The sequence below is a fragment of the Terrabacter sp. P5_B1 genome (assembly GCF_056400505.1).
The window spans coordinates 1-17030 of sequence record NZ_JBFULD010000047.1; the positions used below are offsets into that span (position 1 = coordinate 1).

Genomic DNA, 17030 nt, shown 5'->3' on the forward strand with positions numbered 1-17030 from the left:
GGCCACGTGTGGCCGTTGACCAGACGTGGCCTCTCGACCGTGAGGAGGCGACCAGACGTGGCCTCTCGACGGTGAGGAGGCGACCAGACGTGGCCTCTCGACGGTGAGGAGGCGACCAGATGTGGCCTTTCGACGGTAAGAACTGGGTTGGGTTAGGTGAGGACGATGCTTCGGGTGAGGTTGCGGGGGGCGTCGGGGTCGAGGCCGGCCGCGTCGGCCTTGCCGAGGCACAGCCGGTGCAGCCGGACGAGGTCGGCGAGCGGGTCGATGTCGCGGTGCTCGAACCGCGCGCCCGTCGCCTGGACCTGCTCGCGCAGCCCCTCCGGCACCTCGCCGAACGCCCACACGGCCCGCCCCGGAGCGGCGATGCTGATCGGCCCGTGGCGGTACTCCATCGCCGGATAGGACTCGGACCAGAACTGCGCCGACTCGCGCAGCTTGAGCGCAGCCTCGTTCGCGATCCCGTTGGTCCACCCCCGGCCGAGGAAGGTCACCTGCTCCGCGTCGACGAGGGGGCCGTATGCCGTCGCGGCGTCCTCGGCGAGCACCGCGCGGGCCTGCTCGGCCACGGGTCCCAGGTCCTCGCCGAGGGAGGCGCGCAGCAGCGCGAGGGTCGTCGTGGCGAACCGCGTCTGCACGACGCTCTGCTCGTCGACGTCGTCGAGCAGGACGGTGGCGTCGGAGCGCTCGGCCACGGGCGTGCCAGCGGTCGCCACGAACGAGACGTGCGGAGTGCCAGCAGCACGCAGCTCCTCGACGACCGCCATGACCTCGGTCGTCGTCCCGGAGCGCGAGATCAGCACCACGCGGTCGTAGCCACGGGCCAGGTGGTGCTCGGAGGCGGCATACGCGTCGGTGGAGCCCTGCCCCAGCTGCTCGCGGCGGACGGCATACGCCTGCCCCATGAACCACGACGTGCCGCACCCGATCGTCGCGACGCGCTCCCCCGGGCGGGGGAGGTGGCGCGCGACGTCGTCGAGGCGACCGACGACACGCTCCCAGTCATCCGGCTGGGTGGCGATCTCCTGGGCGAGGTGGGTGGTGTGCGGCATGGGGGCTCCCGGCGGCTCGAGGGCGGGCGACTGACGCCCGAGGAGGGCTGATTGTGTGTGCGCGAATCACAGCGTAAACGCGCAGAGATGCACATGTCCATTGATCGTTCTGCGCGGTATCGTCAGCGCGTGACCGAAGAGACAGATCCCGCCCGCAACCGCGCCAGCCGCTGGTCGGTCATGCTCGACCGCCTCGCGACGACGGGCCGCCTCGGCGTGGGAGAGGCGGCGGACCTGCTCGAGGTGAGCGAGGCCACCATCCGGCGCGACTTCTCCGAGCTCGCCAAGCGCCAGCTCGTCGCCCGCAACCACGGCGGTGTCGTCGCGACGTCGGTGGCCTACGAGCTGCCCTACCGCTATCGCAGCAGCCGTGCCGACGACGACCGCGCCCGCGTCGCCGCGGCCGCCGCCGCACTCGTGGAGGCCGGCCAGGTCATCGGGCTGAACGGCGGGACGACGACGACCGCCACCTCACGGGCCATCACGGCGCGGGAGGACCTCGCGGCCGACCGCGAGATCACCATCGTCACCAACGCCCTCAACATCGCGACCGAGGCGGTGCTGCGCCCCCACGTCCAGTGCGTCTCGCTCGGCGGTGTCGCGCGTCCGGAGTCCTACGAGGTCACCGGCCCGCTCGCGACCCTCGTGCTCCAGCAGCTCTGGCTCGACGTCGCCATCGTCGGGGTCAACGCCCTCTCGGCGCTCGAGGGCGCGACGTGCCGGCACGAGGAGGAGGCGGCGATCATCCGCACCATGATCGAGCGGTCCAAGAAGGTCATCTGCGTGGCCACAGGTGAGAAGCTCGGGAGGCGCACCTTCGCGTCGATCTGTCCCGCCGAGCGCATCGACCACCTCGTCACTACCGTGGGTGCAGACCGCGACGAGGTGCAGGCGCTGCGCGAGGTGGGCGTCCAGGTGCACGAGGTGTGACTCTTGCCGCAACTTTGCGTGATTGTGATCGAATCATCGAAGTTTCGGTCATCATTGCTCTTGCGGAGCCACAGACGCCGCCCTAGGTTTGGCGTCACCGTTGGCCGGGTCGGCGCGTGACGCGCTGCCAGCACTCCCGGCACTCGAACCAAGGAGAGACATGACGTCGACGAAGAAGTCTGTGGTCGTCGCGGGCCTGGCCATTGCAGGCCTCGCCCTCGGCGCCTGCGGCGGGGGCACTGGTGCCGGCACGAGCGCAGGCGCCAGCGGGGGCAGCGGTCAGGGGGCCACAACGATCAAGCTCGTCGCGGCGGAGTACTCCAAGGACCACACCAAGGCGTTCTGGGACGCCTTCGCCAAGACGTACAAGGAGAAGACGGGCAACACCCTCGAGGTGCAGGTCGTCAGCTGGGACAACATCGACCAGCAGTCCTCGACGATGATCCAGAACAACCAGGCCCCCGACATCCTCAACCTCAACGCGTACGCGAGCTACGCGAAGGACGGCCTGCTCTACAACTCGGACGAGGTGCTGCCGGCGGCGGCCAAGAGCGACATCCTCGACACGTTCGTCAAGTACGGCACGTACCAGGGCAAGATGTACGGCTTCCCCGACCTGTCCTCGGCCCGCGCGCTCTTCTACAACAAGGCGCTCTTCAAGCAGGCCGGCATCGCCAACCCGCCGAAGACGTGGGACGAGCTCGAGGCGGACGCCAAGAAGATCGCCGCCACCGGCAGCGCCGGCTACGCCCTCCCGCTCGGACCGGAGGAGTCGCAGGGCGAGTTCTCCATGTGGCTGTTCAACAACGGGGGCGACTGGAAGACCGACGGCAAGTGGGTCATCAACTCCGACAAGAACGTCGAGACGCTGACCTTCATGAAGAAGCTCTCTGACGAGAAGGTCACGCAGAACAACCCCGCCCGCACCAACCGCGCCGACGCCTTCGACCTGTTCAAGTCGGGCAAGGCCGGCATGGTCGTCGGCTTCAGCCCGCTGGCCGGCGCCCTCGACGCGGACAAGAAGGTCGACTACGGCGTCGCGCCCTTCCCGAGCAACGACAACACCGAGAGCAAGACCTTCGGTGTCACCGACTACCTCATGGCCTTCAAGAAGCCCGGCAACCAGGCGGCGGTCAAGGCCTTCTACGACCTCTACTACCAGCCTGACCAGGTCAACACCTTCATCAAGGCCGAGGGCTTCCTGCCCGTCACGAAGACCGGTGTCCAGCAGTTCTCGAGCGACCCGAAGCTCAAGGTCTACCTCGACACGCTGCCCAACGCGAAGCTGACGCCGACCGACGACCCGACGTGGGACAAGGTCAAGCTCGCCGTCCAGCAGAACCTCGGCGGCGCCATGACCGGCTCCCCCAAGGCCACCCTCGACGGCCTGCAGAAGACCGCCGAAAACGGCGGCTGAGGCATACCACCCCGATGACCGAGAGCACCACGGTGAGCCCCGACCCCGCCACGTCGGCGGGGTCGGGGCAGGGCCGTTCCCGTATGCCGTTGCGCGCGGGCCGTCGCCGACGGGCCGGCCGCATCGGCCAGGTCCACCCGCTCGTCGCGCTGCTCTGGCTCGCGCCGGCGCTGGCGCTCATCCTGGGCGTCGTCCTCTACCCGGCGATCAAGCTCTTCGACGCCTCACGCGGTGAGTACTCCATCACCGGGCTGCGCAAGGGCGACGCCGGCTGGACCAACTACACCAACGTGCTCGCGCACCCCGACCTCGGCACGGTCCTGCGCAACACGGTGATCTGGGTCGTCGCGGTCGTCGCCGTCACGATCGTCCTCAGCCTCGCGCTGGCGCAGTTCCTCAGCAAGAGCTTCCCCGGCCGACGCTTCGTGCGGTGGGCGGTCATCATCCCGTGGGCGGCCTCGCTCGTCATCACCAGCCAGCTGTTCGTCCTGCTCTACGACTACAACTACGGGATCATCAACCACGTCCTGCTCTCGCTGCACATCATCGGTACGCCGATCGACTTCCTCGGCGACGACAGCTGGACGATGTTCTCGATGGTCGTCGTCGGTGTCTTCGTCTCGCTGCCCTTCACGATCTTCGTCTTCATCGCCGGTCTCGGCGCGATCCCCGATGACGTCATGGAGGCGGCGACGGTCGACGGTGCGAGCCCGTGGCAGCGCTACTGGAACATCACGCTGCCGCTGATGCGGCCGGCCCTGATGATCGCGACGGTGCTCAACGTCATCTACGTCTTCAACAGCTTCCCGATCATCTACACCCTCAACGACCGCAACCCGGGCTACCTGCACGACACGACGATCACGTTCATGTACAAGCTGGCCTTCAAGAGCCAGGAGAAGGACGTCGGCATGTCGGCGGCGGCAGGCATCTTCAACGTCGTGCTGATCCTCGTCGTCGTCGGGATCTACCTCAAGATCATCAACTGGCGCGAGGAGACGAGCCGATGAGCACCACGACGGCTGCAGCCCCCGTGAGGCCGGGCGCCCCCGAACCGCAGGGCAATCGGGCGCACCAGAGCGACCCCCGTCGACGCAAGCGCGTCCTCATGGCGATCGGCGGCGCGCTGGTCGCGCTCGTCTTCGTCGCGCCCTACCTCGTGATGGTGCTCGACTCGCTGCGCACGAGCACCGACGTCAAGAGCACGCCGCCGAGCTTCCTGCCCAACGTGTGGCAGCTGGACACCTACGCCCAGGTGCTCGGTGACGACCGGTTCGTCAACTGGCTCAAGACCTCGCTCATCGTCGCGACCGGCTCGACGGTCATCGTCGTCCTCGTCGCGATCCCGGCCGCCTTCATGACGGCCCGGCACCGCTTCCCGGGTCGCGGGCCGTTCCTGCTGCTCGTGCTCGTGACGCAGATGTTCGCGCCCACCTCGCTCGTCGTCGGCCTCTACCGTCAGTTCTTCGAGCTCAACATGATCAACACCTACGGGGCGCTGATCTTCACGAACGCCGGGTTCAACCTCGCCTTCGCGGTCTGGATCCTGCACGGCTTCTTCGCCTCGATCCCGCTCGAGGTCGAGGAGGCCGCCGCCCTGGACGGCGCGACCCGGTGGCAGATCCTGCGCCGCGTCATGCTGCCCCTGACCCTGCCGGGCCTCGTCACGGCGACGATCTTCACGTTCATCGCAGCGTGGAACGAGTACGTCGTGGCCCTGACGCTGATGATCGACGACGACAAGAAGCCGCTGACGGTCGGCATGCGGGCCTACATCACCGGCTACGAGCAGCACTGGGACCAGCTCTTCGCTGCCTCGGTCATCGCCGTCGTCCCGGTCGTGATCCTCTTCGCGATCATCGAGAAGCACCTCGTCGGAGGGCTCACCGCCGGCTCCGTGAAGTAGCGGTCCACCGGCGCGACCCCCGCGGGCGCCCGGCCGGCACGGCTGCGTGGTCGGTCAGAGCCAGCTCGGCGGTGTCGGCACGACCACCGCGACGAGCTCGCGGCCGGTGACCGTGCCGAGCCGGACGACCGTCCGGGACCCGGGGCTGAAGACGAGCCGTGTCGCCACGTCGAAGCAGTCGGTGGGGCTGCACCGCAGGGGGATGGCACCGCCCTGCTCCTCGTGCACCGCCATCATCAGGGTGCTGGCCATGATCYGGCCCGACCTCGTGGTCGCCAGCTTCGGGTCCTGGTAGACGATGACCGTCGGGGCGGCGGTGCCGGTCTGGTGGGCCGTGGCCTCGGCGGCGATCGCGGCATACTGCTGTCGCACGGCCTGGTGCTTGGAGATGTCGGCCCGCCAGGCGAGCACCCCGCCCACGGCCAGCACCGCGAGCAGCCCCGTGGCCGCCCGAGTCAGCGTCCCGGACCGTGCGGCCGGCTGCTCCGCGCGATTAGGCCGGCCCGCGAGAAGCAGCGCGGCGGGCAGCAGCGCGAACGGCCACGTCCACAGCTGGCCCCTGGCCTCGGTGACGGTGCCGGTCACGAGCGTCTGCAAAGCGTCCATCCCGAGGGCGACGGCGAAGACGACGAGGAGGCGCTGCAGCCGAGGCCGGACGGTGGCGTCGCGCCAACCGAGGACGACTCCCGCCAGCGCGATCAGTCCCAGCCACCACTGCGCGGCCCACAGCTCTCCGACCGTCGTGAACCACCGGCCCGCGTTGACGACCAGCGCCTGGAAGGAGGTCAGCGGGTTGGGGTGGCGCCACGAGGCGAGCTGCAGGCGGAAGTGCCCGTTGAGCAGCCAGTTCAGGGTGTAGGCGATGAGGACGGCGAGGGCGAAGCCGCCCAGCCACGTGGCGACGACCGCGAGCACGCGGCGCCACGGGGCGGTCCGCAGCAGCACCACCGCGAAGGCGAGCACGACCACTCCCACCGGGGGGTAGGTGAGGACGGCCGCGACCTCGGCCAGGAGCACGAGGATCACCAGGCGCCGCGGTGAGCGCACCGCCCACGGCAGCAGCCACATCGCCACCGCGCCCACGACGACGGACGGCGTCAGGGTGCCGGGCCAGTAGAGCAGCTGCACCCAGACGGCCGAGGCGTAGAGCGCGACACCGAGGAGCACGTCGGCGACCGGACCGGGTCGGATCCCCGCGCGGTGCAGCGCCCGCCACATGCCGGCGACGAGCAGGACGTAGGCGACGGCATACGTCAGCGCGGCGGAGGTCGCGGTGCCGTGCTGCCCGATGAAGGTCCACCACACGGTGTTGAGCCAGCGGCCCTCGCTCTTGTCCCAGTAGGAGATCGGCACCACGCCGTGCATGTTCGGCGGCAGCAGGAAGGGCCAGTCGTCATTGCGGATGAAGGGCGTCACGGCCTGCGCCAGGCCTTCGGTCACGACGAAGACGACCGCGAGCACGGACGGCACGAGGTACTGGCGGCGGGGAGTCGGTGGGAGCAGGCGCGTACGCCTGGCCGACGGCACGGCAGTCAGGGTCGGTGTCGTCATGGTGGGGGCGCTCACGGAGATCGGGGGTCGGTCAACGATGGAGATACCCGTCCGACTGTACGGGCACACCCTGCACGGTCCCGCATCGATTGTTGAGAGCTCGATCAGTCGCTCACCGACGGGGCGGCGGCCGCGTCGGTGGTCGCGTCGGTGGTCGCGTCGGTGGTCGCGTCGGTGGTCGCTGTGGGTGACGGCGTCGAGGCTGCCCAGGAGGCGAGCAGCTGGAGCCGCTCCGCGGACGAGGAGCCGGGCTCGGCCGTGTAGACCATGAGGACGAGGCCGGGCTCGGCGGTGATGGCGAGCTCCTCGTAGGTCAGGGTCAGCTCGCCGACGACGGGGTGGTTGAAGCGCTTGGTGCCGGTGCCGTGGGTGCGCACGTTGTGGGCGCTCCACAGGCGTCGGAACACCTCGCTCTGGGTGGACAGCTCACCGACGAGGTCCTGGAGGCCGCGGTCGTGCGGGTCGCGGCCGGCCTCGGCACGCATGATGCCGACGCACATCTCGGCGAAGAGGTCCCAGTCYGGGTAGAACTCCCGCGACGCCCGGTCGAGGAACTGGAACCGGGCCAGGTTCGGCATCCGCCCGCCCTCGCCGATGACGGGCGAGTAGAAGGCGCGGCCGAGGGCGTTGGTGGCGAGCAGGTTCTGGTGCGGGTCGCGGACGAAGGCGACACCGTCGCGGATCGACTCGAGCGCCCACTGCAGGCTCGGCCGTGACGCGGGCTTGCCCGCGGCCCGTCGGCGTGGGCGCCCGGACGTTGGTATGCCGTCGGCTGCCCTCGCGAGGTCGAGCAGGTGAGCGCGCTCGGTGTCGTCGAGGTGCAGGGCGCGGGCGAGCGCGTCGAGGACGCCGGTCGACGCGCCGGCGATCTGGCCGCGCTCGAGGCGGGCGTAGTACTCGACGCTGAGCCCGGCGATCGTGGCGACCTCGCTGCGGCGCAGACCGGGGACGCGTCGGCCGCGGCCGACGGGGAGGCCGACCTGGGCGGGGGTGATGCGGGCGCGGCGGGTCATGAGGAACTCGCGCACCTCTCGGCGGTTGTCCACGCTGTCGAGACTAGGCCGGTTGGCGAGGTGGGCCGAGCCGTGAGAGGTGCCCTGTCAGTACGTCCCTCGACAGGGACTCGCCCTTCCTCTCGTCGGGGGCTTCACTCGTGGGGTGGGCCGATCCGGCCCCGGTGGGCCGCTGGCCCCACGAGTGAAGCGATCGAAGGAGTTCACGCGATGCGTGGAGTAGTCATGTACGGACCCGGCGACGTGCGGGTGGAGGAGCGCGAGGACCCGAGGATCATCGAGCCGACCGATGCGATCATCCGCCTCACCGCGACGTGCGTCTGCGGCAGCGACCTGTGGCCCTACCGCGGCGCCGAGCCGGTCGACCACCAGGTGATGGGGCACGAGTACGTCGGCGTCGTCGAGGAGGTCGGCTCCGAGGTGCGCACCGTCCACGTCGGCGACTTCGTCGTCGGATCCTTCTGGGCCTCGGACAACACGTGCGAGATCTGTCAGGCCGGCTACCAGGCGTACTGCGTGCACCGCGTTCTCATGGGCACGCTCGGCACCCAGTCGGAGCTGGCCAGGATCCCGCTGGCCGACGGCACGCTCGTCGCCACCCCCGGCCAGCCCGACGCCGACCTGATCCCGTCGCTCATGGCGGCCTCCGACGTGCTGGGCACGGGATGGTTCGCCGCGGTCGCAGCCGAGGCCGGGTCCGGCAAGACCGTGGCCGTCGTCGGCGACGGCGCGGTGGGGCTGCTCGGCGTCCTGGCCGCCCGCGAGCTGGGCGCGGAGCGGATCATCGCCTTCAGCCGGCACGCCGACCGGCAGGCGCTCGCGCGCGAGTTCGGCGCGACCGACATCGTCGAGGAGCGCGGCGAGGCCGGTGTGGCGCGCGTCAAGGAGCTGACCGGCGGACTCGGTGCGCACTCGGTCATCGAGGCGGTCGGCACGCAGGAGGCGATGATGCAGGCCATCCACTCGGCACGCGCCGGCGGACACGTCGGCTTCGTCGGCGTCTCCCACGACGTGGCGATCCCCGGCGACGAGCTGTTCATGGCCGGCGTCCACATCCACGGCGGGCCCGCGCCGGTGCGCGAGTACCTGCCGCACCTGATCGAGCTCATCTGGGACCGGAAGATCAACCCCGGCAAGGTCTTCGACCTCACCCTCCCGCTCGAGGACGCCGCCGAGGGCTACAAGGCCATGGACGAGCGCCGCGCGACCAAGGTGCTGCTGACGCTGTGAGGGTCTGTCTCGGTTCGCCGGCGAGCCGGCCGGTAGAAAGGTGTGACGCATGGACCTGCACGAGTTCCTCGACCACGTGAACAGCGGACGCCTCATCGAGGGCGGGTCGGAGGCGCACGAGTTCATGCACGCCGCGTCGCAGGAGGCGTTGCGGACGCTCGCCGAGCTGAACGGCGCCTACCGCTCGCCGGACGAGGTGCGGGCGCTGCTGTCCCGGCTGACGGGCAGGCCCGTCGCCGAGTCGGTCACGGTCTTCCCGCCGTTCTACTCCGAGTTCGGCCAGAACCTCACCCTCGGCGAGGGCGTCTTCATCAACATGGGCTGCCGCTTCCAGGACACCGGCGGCATCTCCATCGGCGACGGGTCGCTGATCGGCCACGGCAGCACGCTGACGACGCTCAACCACTCGATGGACCCGGCACGGCGCGCCGACATGGAGCCGGCTCCCGTGGTGATCGGCCGCGACGTCTGGCTGGGAGCCGGCGTCACGGTCGTGCCGGGTGTCACCATCGGCGACGGTGCCGTGATCGGCGCGGGCGCGGTCGTCACCAAGGACGTCCCCGCCGACACGATCGCTGCAGGCGTCCCGGCGAGGGTCATCCGCTCGACGGGCTTCACTGCCTGACCTGCGCAGCCCTCAGCGTCGGCTCGCCTCGTCACTCGCAGGCGATGCCGTCCCCGTCCCGGTCGAGCTTGCGGGAGTACCCCGGCTGGCCGGCATAGATCGGATCAGCACCGGCCGCACGGACTGCGGAGCAGTTGGCGTAGTAGACGCTTGCCGCAGCCCTTGCCTGGGCGGCCGCCTGCGCCTGCGCCGCCTGTGCCTGCGCCGCCTGTGCCTGCGCCGCCTGCGCCTGCGCGGCCGCCCTGGCCTTTGCTTCGGCAGCCGCTCGGGCCGTCGCAGCGGCCTTTGTGCGAGCGGCGGCCTGAGCCTTGGCGTTTGCCGCGGCGACCTTTGCCTTGGCCGCAGCCTTCGCCGCAGCGGCCTTGGCGTCGGCCTCCGCCTTGGCAGCTGCCTGCACCTTGGCTGCGGCAACCACTGCAGCGGCTCGCTCGGCGGTGGCGGTGTCGACGGTCGGCGTCGGTGGAGTGATTTCAGGAGTGGTCGTGGTGGTGGTGGTCGCGGGGGTGTCGGTGGTCGCTGCGGTGGCGGGGGTGGCGACGGGCTGCGAGCCGACGAGAGCGACCGGGCTCATGGCCTCGGGTGCCGACTCCTTGCAGCCGGTAAGGGCGAGCAGAGCGGCAGCGACGACGAGGGTCAAGCGAAGACGTGGGTTCATGACCTGGTTTCTGAGTGTTTCCTGTGGGCTCCCAGAGGCTATGTCCGGCATCGCGAATCGCGAGGCGAAATGCCGAGATTGCCCGACTTATCACCGGCCAGCCATCCGTAGGTGCCGGGCACGAAGGGCGCTGCTGGCTCAGGGCTGAACTCGGATCACCCGCTGCGGGCGTAGACGTCCGGCTGCCGCCAGGCATGTACTGGACGGGTTCGACAGAGGCGGGTGACCTGAGGAGGCAGCTGTGGGTTTGGGAGATCGGCGTCGTGAACGACGCGAGGAGCGCAGAGATGACCGGCGCGGCGAGGGCCGCACGACCTATCGCATGCGGCAGAAGCTCGTCTCCATCGGTGACGACTACTGGATCGAGGACGAGCAGGGTCAGCGCATTTTCAAGGTGAACGGCAAGGCGATGCGGATCCGCGACACCCTGGTCCTGGAAGATGCCTCGGGAAACGAGCTGCTGAAGCTCCAGGAGCGCAAGCTGCGGGTGCGCGACACCATGGAGATCGAGGACCCGTCCGGGCGAACCGTCGCCACGGTGAAGAAGGCGCTGATCTCGCCGTTGCGTGAGCGGTTCTCGGTCGACGTGGCGGACGGTCCGGACATGGAGGTCCAGGGCAATCTCGTCGACCACGAGTACGAGATCACGGCGGACGGTGCGAAGGCGGCGGAGGTCTCCAAAAAGTGGTTCCGGGTCGCGGACACGTATGGAGTCGAGGTCGCCGACGGCCAGAATGCCGTGCTGTTGCTCGCCGTTGCGGCCGTGATCGATCAACTGACCCACGACGTGGGCTGACCTATCCGTCGGCGAGCTCCGAAAGGGGAGAACAGTCGCGCGCCGGACGCCCTCTTGATTCCGCGGTGCCGCACACGGATGGGCTCAGCCGTAGCCGCCCGAGCCGGGCCAGCCATTGGTGCTGATGTACCAGCCGGCCGAGGTCAGCACGACGAGCACGATGAGGGTTAAGAGCAGGCCGCCGGCCACGGGGAGGAACCACCCGGGCGCGCGGTGTGACCGTACCGCCACCACCTTGACCACCACAGCGCCGATCAGGACGCAGCCGAGAACCCCGTGGAGGACGGTGCGCGGCGGCACGGCGCCTCCGGCGGCGAACGTCCCGGTCTCCAGTCCCAGCGCCCAGAGGCAGTGGTAGGCGACCACCATGATGAGCACGACAGCAACTGCGCCGGAGATCCGGTGGGCAGTCCCGACCCACGAGGGCGCGGGGGTGCCGAGCTTGCCGTAGATCCAGAGTGCTCCGACGAGCTGGAGCACGGCGAGGACTCCGATCGCCACGGACAGCACGACCTTCATGTCGATGACCGTGCGGAAGCCGAAAGTCGTGGTGCCGGCCAGGGTCGGGTCGTGCACCTTGCCGAACACCCCGACGAGCAGGGCCACGACCGCGCCGGCGACGAACGCGGCCAGGGGGATGGCCATGTTCCTCGGCGACGTGCTTGCTGCCATGGGTTCAGGATCCTCCTGGCTCCACTCGTCCCGCCGAGGAACGCGCCAACAACCAACCGGGCCGGTGTCAAGATGTCCACGTGGGGTCAGACACTCGGATGGTGGCTTTGGGCTTCGGCAAGTTCGCGCGTGCGGATCGCATCTTTGCCCTCGAGCGAATCACCGGGGAGGACCGCGGGGATGGCCGCCGCACCCGGGTCTGGATCGATGGGATATCCGATCCCCTGATCGCCTCGAGGGCTGAGGGCACGATCCTTCGTGACATGGGTCAGGAGGCCGCCGTCGTCGGCCCTGAGCTCGACGAGGCCTTGGACTTGGCTGCGCGTTTGGCGGCCGCGGCCGAGGAGGGTCGGGTGGACCTGAGTGACCTTGGTCGTCGAGCGCGACGACTCCTTGCCTCGACGACGGGGTCTGCATCTGCCTAGGGCTACAACCGTTCGATGCATCGTCTCGGTGCATCGTCTCGGTGAGCTCGCGGCTGTGTCTGTCGTGACACACGGGCCGCCCATGGAGGAGGACGCTTTCGAGGGTGGCCACCGGAACGAACGCAGGCTTGAAGGGCTCCGGGGGCACTGAGCCTGTCGGGCCGCGGACCGTCTAGCGCGCTCGGTGGCGGCCTGCCATCGGCTTTGGAGTCGTGACGTCGGGGGTGCTGCTCGCGGCGGGTTGCTCGAGCCGCCCCCACGCCGGTCCCCCACCATCGAGGCCAACCTGCATGGGGATCCATTCCGGCAGTTGCGGATAGTGCTGGCGCAAAGGCCTTGGGGCGAGCGGTGAGCCCCGTTATGCGGCGTACCGGTCGGTTTTCCGGCCGTTGACGGCCCTCGCCGGGATGGCGAGACTGGAAGGGCTGGGGAAGGAGCGCCGCGATGGCTTGGAATCTAACCGGCAGCTACGTGGAGACCTGCTCGTGCGAGCTGATGTGTCCGTGCAACCTCTCCTTGGACCATGGCGCCACCTACGACTATTGCCGGGTCACCTTCGTCTTCAACATCCGCGAGGGGACGGTGGAGGGCACTGACATCGCGGGGCGAAGGGTCGTGTTGATCGCTGACACCCCGAAGGTGATGACCGAGGGCAACTGGCGGCTCGGTGTCTACGTCGACGACGAGGCCAGTGATGAGCAGTTCGACAAGCTCGTCCAGGTGTTCGGCGGCCAGCTGGGTGGCCCGATGGGTGCGCTCGCGCCGCTCGTCGGCGATGTCGTCGGCGTGGAGCGCGCCACGATCGACGTGAGAGACGACGGTCTGGTCCACAGCGTCCGGGTGGGGGACGCCATCGACTTCGAGATCGAGGACATCGTCCCGTTCGGGGTGGAGACCGGCGAACYGGTGCGCTTCAGCGGCATGTTCCACCCCGTCGCGTCGAACCTCACCATGGCTGAGGCGAAGCGCACCCGGATCAACGCCTTCGGAATCTCCTACGAGGGCAAGACCGGGTTGTCGACATCCGAGTTCTCCTGGGCCGCCTGACCCCGATGGGATCGTCGGCCGCGCCGCGCGTCGAGGCAGGTTTGGCGCCTGCGTATGCCGCGGCGCGCGCCCGGCTTGGTCTGGTCGCAGTCCTGTTCACGGTGGCCGGCCTCGGCTGGGTCTGGGCCGCGCGGGAGATGTCCGGCATGGATGCTGGACCGTGGACGAATCTAGGGACCCTCGGGTGGTTCCTGACCATCTGGGTCGTGATGATGGCCGCCATGATGCTGCCCTCGGTGGCGCCGACGATCGCCTTGTACGCCAAGGTCACGAAAGAGAACTCGACGCTGTCGCCGTGGTTGTTCACGGGCGGGTATCTGCTCACGTGGGCTGCTGCCGGACTGGTCGCCTATGCCGTTGGGGTGCTTCTCTCGTCGGCTTTCGGTGAGGCGCTCAGCTGGGAGCGCGGGGGTCGCCTTGTCGCTGCGGCGACCCTCGTGGTGGCCGCCGTGTACGAGATCACGCCGCTCAAGAACGTGTGCTTGGCAAAGTGTCGCAGCCCGCTCGGCACTCTCCTTGGTTCGTGGCGCGAAGGACGCACCGGGGCCGTGCGGATGGGAATGCGAAACGGCGCCTGGTGCGTCGGATGCTGTTGGGCGCTCATGGCCTCTCTCTTCGCCCTGGGCGTGATGAGCATGACTTGGATGGCGTTCGTGGCCGCCTTGATCGCCGTAGAGAAAACCATCCCGTGGCGTCGCGGCCTCACCTTTGCGACCGCAGCCATACTGCTGACTCTTGGTCTTCTCCTTGTGGCCGCACCCCACGCGCTGCCGGGCCTGACGATTCCTTCCGGCCAGACGATGCCGATGGGCTGAACAGCTGACGGGCAAACGAAGCAGCATCGGGCTGGGCGGGGTGCAACCCGCCGGGGTGCCCCGAGTACACGCAGCGTCGAGTCGCGGCTCGATCATGCTGCTTGTCCCCAGACGAAATTGCGCTCCCACACAAACGCCGCTCATCAAGCCAGAGTCTCGTCACCGCTGCCGCCCGCTATGCGGCGAAGTGACGCAGGTGCCGGCCGGGCGCTCTCGGTCGCGTGCCCCAGAGGGCGTGGTTGCGCTCAAGGAGGATTCGGTAATTCCTGGGTTGCGAGGTGCGCCATGAAGCCGGCTTGCGTGTCAGCCCGGAAGCGTCACAGCTGCAAGATCCTCAGAACGTTCTCATATGCCACGGCAACCCCTATTGGGTCGTGCAGTCCCGTGGGGTTGTCGGTGGCGGCGTAGAACCGGGTCAACAGCGCGGTCGTCGGGTCCGCATCAGTGAGGGCCACGCACAACTCCGAGATAACAATGTCGGCGTCGTGGCCATCCAAATGGTCGAGGGCGAGTCCGTTATGCAGCATCGTCGCCGCTTCGTCGAAGATGTCCTGGACCATCGCCGGATCCACCTCAGGACGCGCCTTCACCACAGCGATGGCGGTCTCCCCGAACCGGTCGAAGAGCTTGTCGGCGATGCTGCTGGACATCTCGCGAGCGTGACAGGGTCCCTGTTGACGGGCAACCGAATTGGCGCCGTGTCGCCATCCACGCGGGATGGTCGGACGTCCCGTCCTCAACGGGGCATGGTCGGACGTCCCGTCCTCAACGGGGCATGGTCGGACGTCCCGTCCTCAACGGGGCATGGTCGGACGTCCCGTCCTCAACGGGGCATCATTTGGGTGAGACGCATGCGCCCGGTAGGCGGCCAAATGACGCAAGTCTGTACGCACACGCGCCGGCGGCGCCTCAGCGCCCGCGCGGGCGATCCGATGCGGTGGCGTCGGGAAGGACGGCCGCGGTGTGCAGTGCCTGTCGCAGGTCGGCCGCGAACCGTGTGGCGGGGCTGCCGTCGACGACGTTGTGGTCGATGGTCAACGTGAGATCGAGGACGTCTCGGACCTCGACGCGGTCGCCGATGGCGCGTGGACGTCGGCTGACCCCGCCCACCACCAGCAGGAGGGACGCGAGCGTGGGTGGGGCGATCGCGTAGCCCCCGCCCTCGGCGAACATGCCGACGGCGGTGACCTGCACGGTCCCGGTGGCCAAGTGGGCGCGGCGCGAGCGGCTCATGCCGGCGTACATCAACGGGTACAGCCCGGGGACCCGTCCCAGGGCCGGACCTAGGGTGGTCAACAGGCGACCACTGGTGGTGCTGGCGGCGTCGGCCTTCACGGCGCGCAGCTCGGCACTGATGTCGGCGACGCTTCGGATGTCGGCGTCGCGGACGATGTGGACGAGCCCGAACGGTCCTTGGCTGGTGGGGATCTCGATCAGGGTCTGCACGTCGACGAAACGGTGTTCGACCAGCCGACCCCGCCAGTCACGGTAGGCGTGCACCTGCGGGTGGGCGCCCGCTGCTCTGCCGATCGAGGCGACGACGAACCCGGTCAGTGACAGGGGAGGCTCGTGTGCGGCTAGCAGGCGCCGCGCGGTGGTGATGTCGACGTCGAACAGCCCATGCATCGGCATCACCCGGCGGCCGGCGCGGACCGCCGCGGTCACCAGCCGGCGGCTGGACGGAAACGGGCGCACCACCACGTCCCGCTCGCGGACCGGCGTCAGATCGGGAGGCGGCAGCGGCTCGGGTCCCGCGTCTCCAAGGCTGGCCGTCGCGGGCGGGCGCATCTCAGGCCACGACCGGCGGTAACCGCTGCGCCACCGGTGCGACAGCGCCGCTGTCCCCGATCAGCAAGGCCAGGACCTCGCCCACGGTGGTCGAGCGGATCACCGCCCCCGGCAGGGGCAGATGCCCCTGCACCTCGTAGCGGTGGCGGCGTCCGTCCTTCTGCTTCACCAAAAACCCGCCCTGGGCCAGATCGTTGACGATGCCGTAGGCGCTGCGCTCGGTGATCCCCAACGCAGCCGCGACATCGATCAGCCGCACMCCGGGGTCGTGCGCGATACACAGCAACGCCTGCGCGTGGTTCGTCAAGAAACTCCACTCCGCCATGCCAGCACCATAGACCCCGATGGATTCTAGAGATTTGTTGCTAGTTAGTCCGAACTAGGATAGCGTCGAGCGAGAACGACGCGAGAGGCTTGGCGGTCACCGACCGTCACGCGCGAAGGACGCCCGCACGCCGCGGACAGAGCGGCGTTGACCGTCCTTCAGGCCGAGCCGCCTTGCTGGGCGTTCGATATCAAAGGACGTGCCGTGATGGCCGCATCCACCCTGCCCGCAGTTCCCGACCGGGTAGACCTCTCGCTTGCCACCACCGACCCACGGGTGATGGGCGGGGAGTCCGAGCCCTCATCGCTGACCGCCGCCCGGGTCGGACGGGTGGCGCTGAACCTTCTGCGCTTGGCGCTGGGTGTCACGTTCCTGTGGGCGTTCCTCGACAAGACCTTCGGCCTGGGCTACGCCACCCCCAGCGCGAAGGCTTGGATCAACGGGGGATCCCCGACCAAGGGGTTCCTGTCCGGCGTGGACGCCGGACCGCTGCAGAGCCTCTTCAACTCGATCGCCGGAAACCCGGTGATCAACTGGTTGTTCATGCTCGGCCTGCTCGGTATCGGTGCCGCGCTGATCCTCGGGGTTGCCCTGCGCATCGCCGCGGCGTCCGGGGTCGTGCTGCTGACGATGATGTGGCTCGCCAGCTGGCCGCTGGCCTCGGCCGTCGCCGGCAAGCCCACCGGCTCGACCAACCCGCTGATCGACGACCATGTCATCTCCGCCCTGGCCCTCATCGTGGTCGGCGCCTACGCCGCCTACAGCGCCGGCTACCTCGGCCGC

General features: G+C 69.1%; 19 protein-coding genes. 11 read left to right on the plus strand and 8 right to left on the minus strand.

Annotation, left to right across the window (positions count from 1 at the left end; all coding sequences use genetic code 11):
• Positions 1 to 152: 152 nt before the first annotated feature.
• Positions 153 to 1052: an SIS domain-containing protein gene (locus AC1DP0_RS05600; RefSeq protein ID WP_478082877.1), complete on the minus strand. Its 900-nt coding sequence runs from the start codon at positions 1050 to 1052 to the stop codon at positions 153 to 155.
• Positions 1053 to 1181: 129 nt separating this feature from the next.
• On the opposite strand from AC1DP0_RS05600, the gene AC1DP0_RS05605 reads away from it, so the two are divergent.
• From AC1DP0_RS05605 to AC1DP0_RS05620, 4 genes are all read left to right on the plus strand, one after another.
• Positions 1182 to 1982 (plus strand): DeoR/GlpR family DNA-binding transcription regulator, encoded by an 801-nt coding sequence (locus tag AC1DP0_RS05605; RefSeq protein WP_478082878.1) that lies wholly within the window; start codon positions 1182 to 1184, stop codon positions 1980 to 1982.
• Positions 1983 to 2142: 160 nt separating this feature from the next.
• Positions 2143 to 3399 carry an extracellular solute-binding protein gene (locus AC1DP0_RS05610; protein ID WP_478082879.1) on the plus strand — a complete coding sequence of 419 codons (1257 nt, stop codon included), beginning with the start codon at positions 2143 to 2145 and terminating at the stop codon, positions 3397 to 3399.
• Between the two features lie 14 nt (positions 3400 to 3413).
• Positions 3414 to 4409, plus strand: coding sequence for a carbohydrate ABC transporter permease (locus AC1DP0_RS05615; RefSeq protein ID WP_478082880.1), 996 nt, complete (start codon positions 3414 to 3416; stop codon positions 4407 to 4409).
• Positions 4406 to 5305 (plus strand): carbohydrate ABC transporter permease, encoded by a 900-nt coding sequence (locus AC1DP0_RS05620; protein ID WP_478082881.1) that lies wholly within the window; start codon positions 4406 to 4408, stop codon positions 5303 to 5305. Before AC1DP0_RS05615 ends, AC1DP0_RS05620 begins: the two co-directional genes overlap by 4 nt.
• Positions 5306 to 5359: 54 nt before the next feature.
• Here AC1DP0_RS05620 and AC1DP0_RS05625 read toward each other — a convergent pair whose 3' ends face one another.
• Both AC1DP0_RS05625 and AC1DP0_RS05630 read right to left on the minus strand, forming a co-directional pair.
• Positions 5360 to 6871 carry a hypothetical protein gene (locus AC1DP0_RS05625; RefSeq protein WP_478082882.1) on the minus strand — a complete coding sequence of 504 codons (1512 nt, stop codon included), beginning with the start codon at positions 6869 to 6871 and terminating at the stop codon, positions 5360 to 5362.
• A gap of 89 nt (positions 6872 to 6960) precedes the next feature.
• Complete coding sequence (locus AC1DP0_RS05630) at positions 6961 to 7902, minus strand: helix-turn-helix transcriptional regulator (protein WP_478082883.1); 942 nt, start codon at positions 7900 to 7902, stop codon at positions 6961 to 6963.
• A 177-nt stretch (positions 7903 to 8079) separates the two neighbouring features.
• On the opposite strand from AC1DP0_RS05630, the gene AC1DP0_RS05635 reads away from it, so the two are divergent.
• Positions 8080 to 9099: a zinc-dependent alcohol dehydrogenase family protein gene (locus AC1DP0_RS05635; RefSeq protein ID WP_478082884.1), complete on the plus strand. Its 1020-nt coding sequence runs from the start codon at positions 8080 to 8082 to the stop codon at positions 9097 to 9099.
• A gap of 49 nt (positions 9100 to 9148) precedes the next feature.
• A complete protein-coding gene (locus AC1DP0_RS05640) occupies positions 9149 to 9724 on the plus strand; it encodes a sugar O-acetyltransferase (protein WP_478082885.1) in 576 nt (191 codons plus the stop codon).
• A gap of 31 nt (positions 9725 to 9755) precedes the next feature.
• Here the strand turns inward: AC1DP0_RS05640 and AC1DP0_RS05645 are convergent, their stop codons facing one another.
• A complete protein-coding gene (locus tag AC1DP0_RS05645; protein ID WP_478082886.1) occupies positions 9756 to 10379 on the minus strand; it encodes an excalibur calcium-binding domain-containing protein in 624 nt (207 codons plus the stop codon).
• A 322-nt stretch (positions 10380 to 10701) separates the two neighbouring features.
• Here AC1DP0_RS05645 and AC1DP0_RS05650 point away from each other — a divergent pair, with 322 nt between their 5' ends.
• On the plus strand, positions 10702 to 11175 hold the full coding sequence (locus AC1DP0_RS05650; RefSeq protein WP_478082887.1) for an LURP-one-related/scramblase family protein: 474 nt from the start codon (positions 10702 to 10704) through the stop codon (positions 11173 to 11175).
• 84 nt (positions 11176 to 11259) lie between these two features.
• On the opposite strand, the gene AC1DP0_RS05655 is transcribed toward AC1DP0_RS05650, so the two are convergent.
• Complete coding sequence (locus AC1DP0_RS05655; RefSeq protein ID WP_478082888.1) at positions 11260 to 11847, minus strand: DUF6529 family protein; 588 nt, start codon at positions 11845 to 11847, stop codon at positions 11260 to 11262.
• A gap of 101 nt (positions 11848 to 11948) precedes the next feature.
• Between AC1DP0_RS05655 and AC1DP0_RS05660 the strand changes: the two genes are divergently transcribed.
• From AC1DP0_RS05660 to AC1DP0_RS05670, 3 genes are all read left to right on the plus strand, one after another.
• Positions 11949 to 12272: a hypothetical protein gene (locus AC1DP0_RS05660; protein WP_478082889.1), complete on the plus strand. Its 324-nt coding sequence runs from the start codon at positions 11949 to 11951 to the stop codon at positions 12270 to 12272.
• A gap of 444 nt (positions 12273 to 12716) precedes the next feature.
• On the plus strand, positions 12717 to 13319 hold the full coding sequence (locus AC1DP0_RS05665) for a DUF1326 domain-containing protein (protein WP_478082890.1): 603 nt from the start codon (positions 12717 to 12719) through the stop codon (positions 13317 to 13319).
• Between the two features lie 5 nt (positions 13320 to 13324).
• The gene (locus AC1DP0_RS05670) at positions 13325 to 14134 is read left to right on the plus strand and encodes a DUF2182 domain-containing protein (protein ID WP_478082891.1); all 810 of its coding nucleotides are present in this window, start codon (positions 13325 to 13327) and stop codon (positions 14132 to 14134) included.
• A gap of 317 nt (positions 14135 to 14451) precedes the next feature.
• Here AC1DP0_RS05670 and AC1DP0_RS05675 read toward each other — a convergent pair whose 3' ends face one another.
• From AC1DP0_RS05675 to AC1DP0_RS05685, 3 genes are all read right to left on the minus strand, one after another.
• A complete protein-coding gene (locus AC1DP0_RS05675; protein WP_478082892.1) occupies positions 14452 to 14784 on the minus strand; it encodes a hypothetical protein in 333 nt (110 codons plus the stop codon).
• A gap of 259 nt (positions 14785 to 15043) precedes the next feature.
• Positions 15044 to 15760 carry a 2-oxo acid dehydrogenase subunit E2 gene (locus AC1DP0_RS05680; protein WP_478082893.1) on the minus strand — a complete coding sequence of 239 codons (717 nt, stop codon included), beginning with the start codon at positions 15758 to 15760 and terminating at the stop codon, positions 15044 to 15046.
• Between the two features lie 163 nt (positions 15761 to 15923).
• Complete coding sequence (locus AC1DP0_RS05685) at positions 15924 to 16247, minus strand: helix-turn-helix domain-containing protein (protein ID WP_478082894.1); 324 nt, start codon at positions 16245 to 16247, stop codon at positions 15924 to 15926.
• 147 nt (positions 16248 to 16394) lie between these two features.
• Between AC1DP0_RS05685 and AC1DP0_RS05690 the strand changes: the two genes are divergently transcribed.
• Positions 16395 to 17030 (plus strand): hypothetical protein (locus AC1DP0_RS05690; RefSeq protein WP_478082895.1); only part of this gene is annotated, 636 nt, incomplete at its 3' end.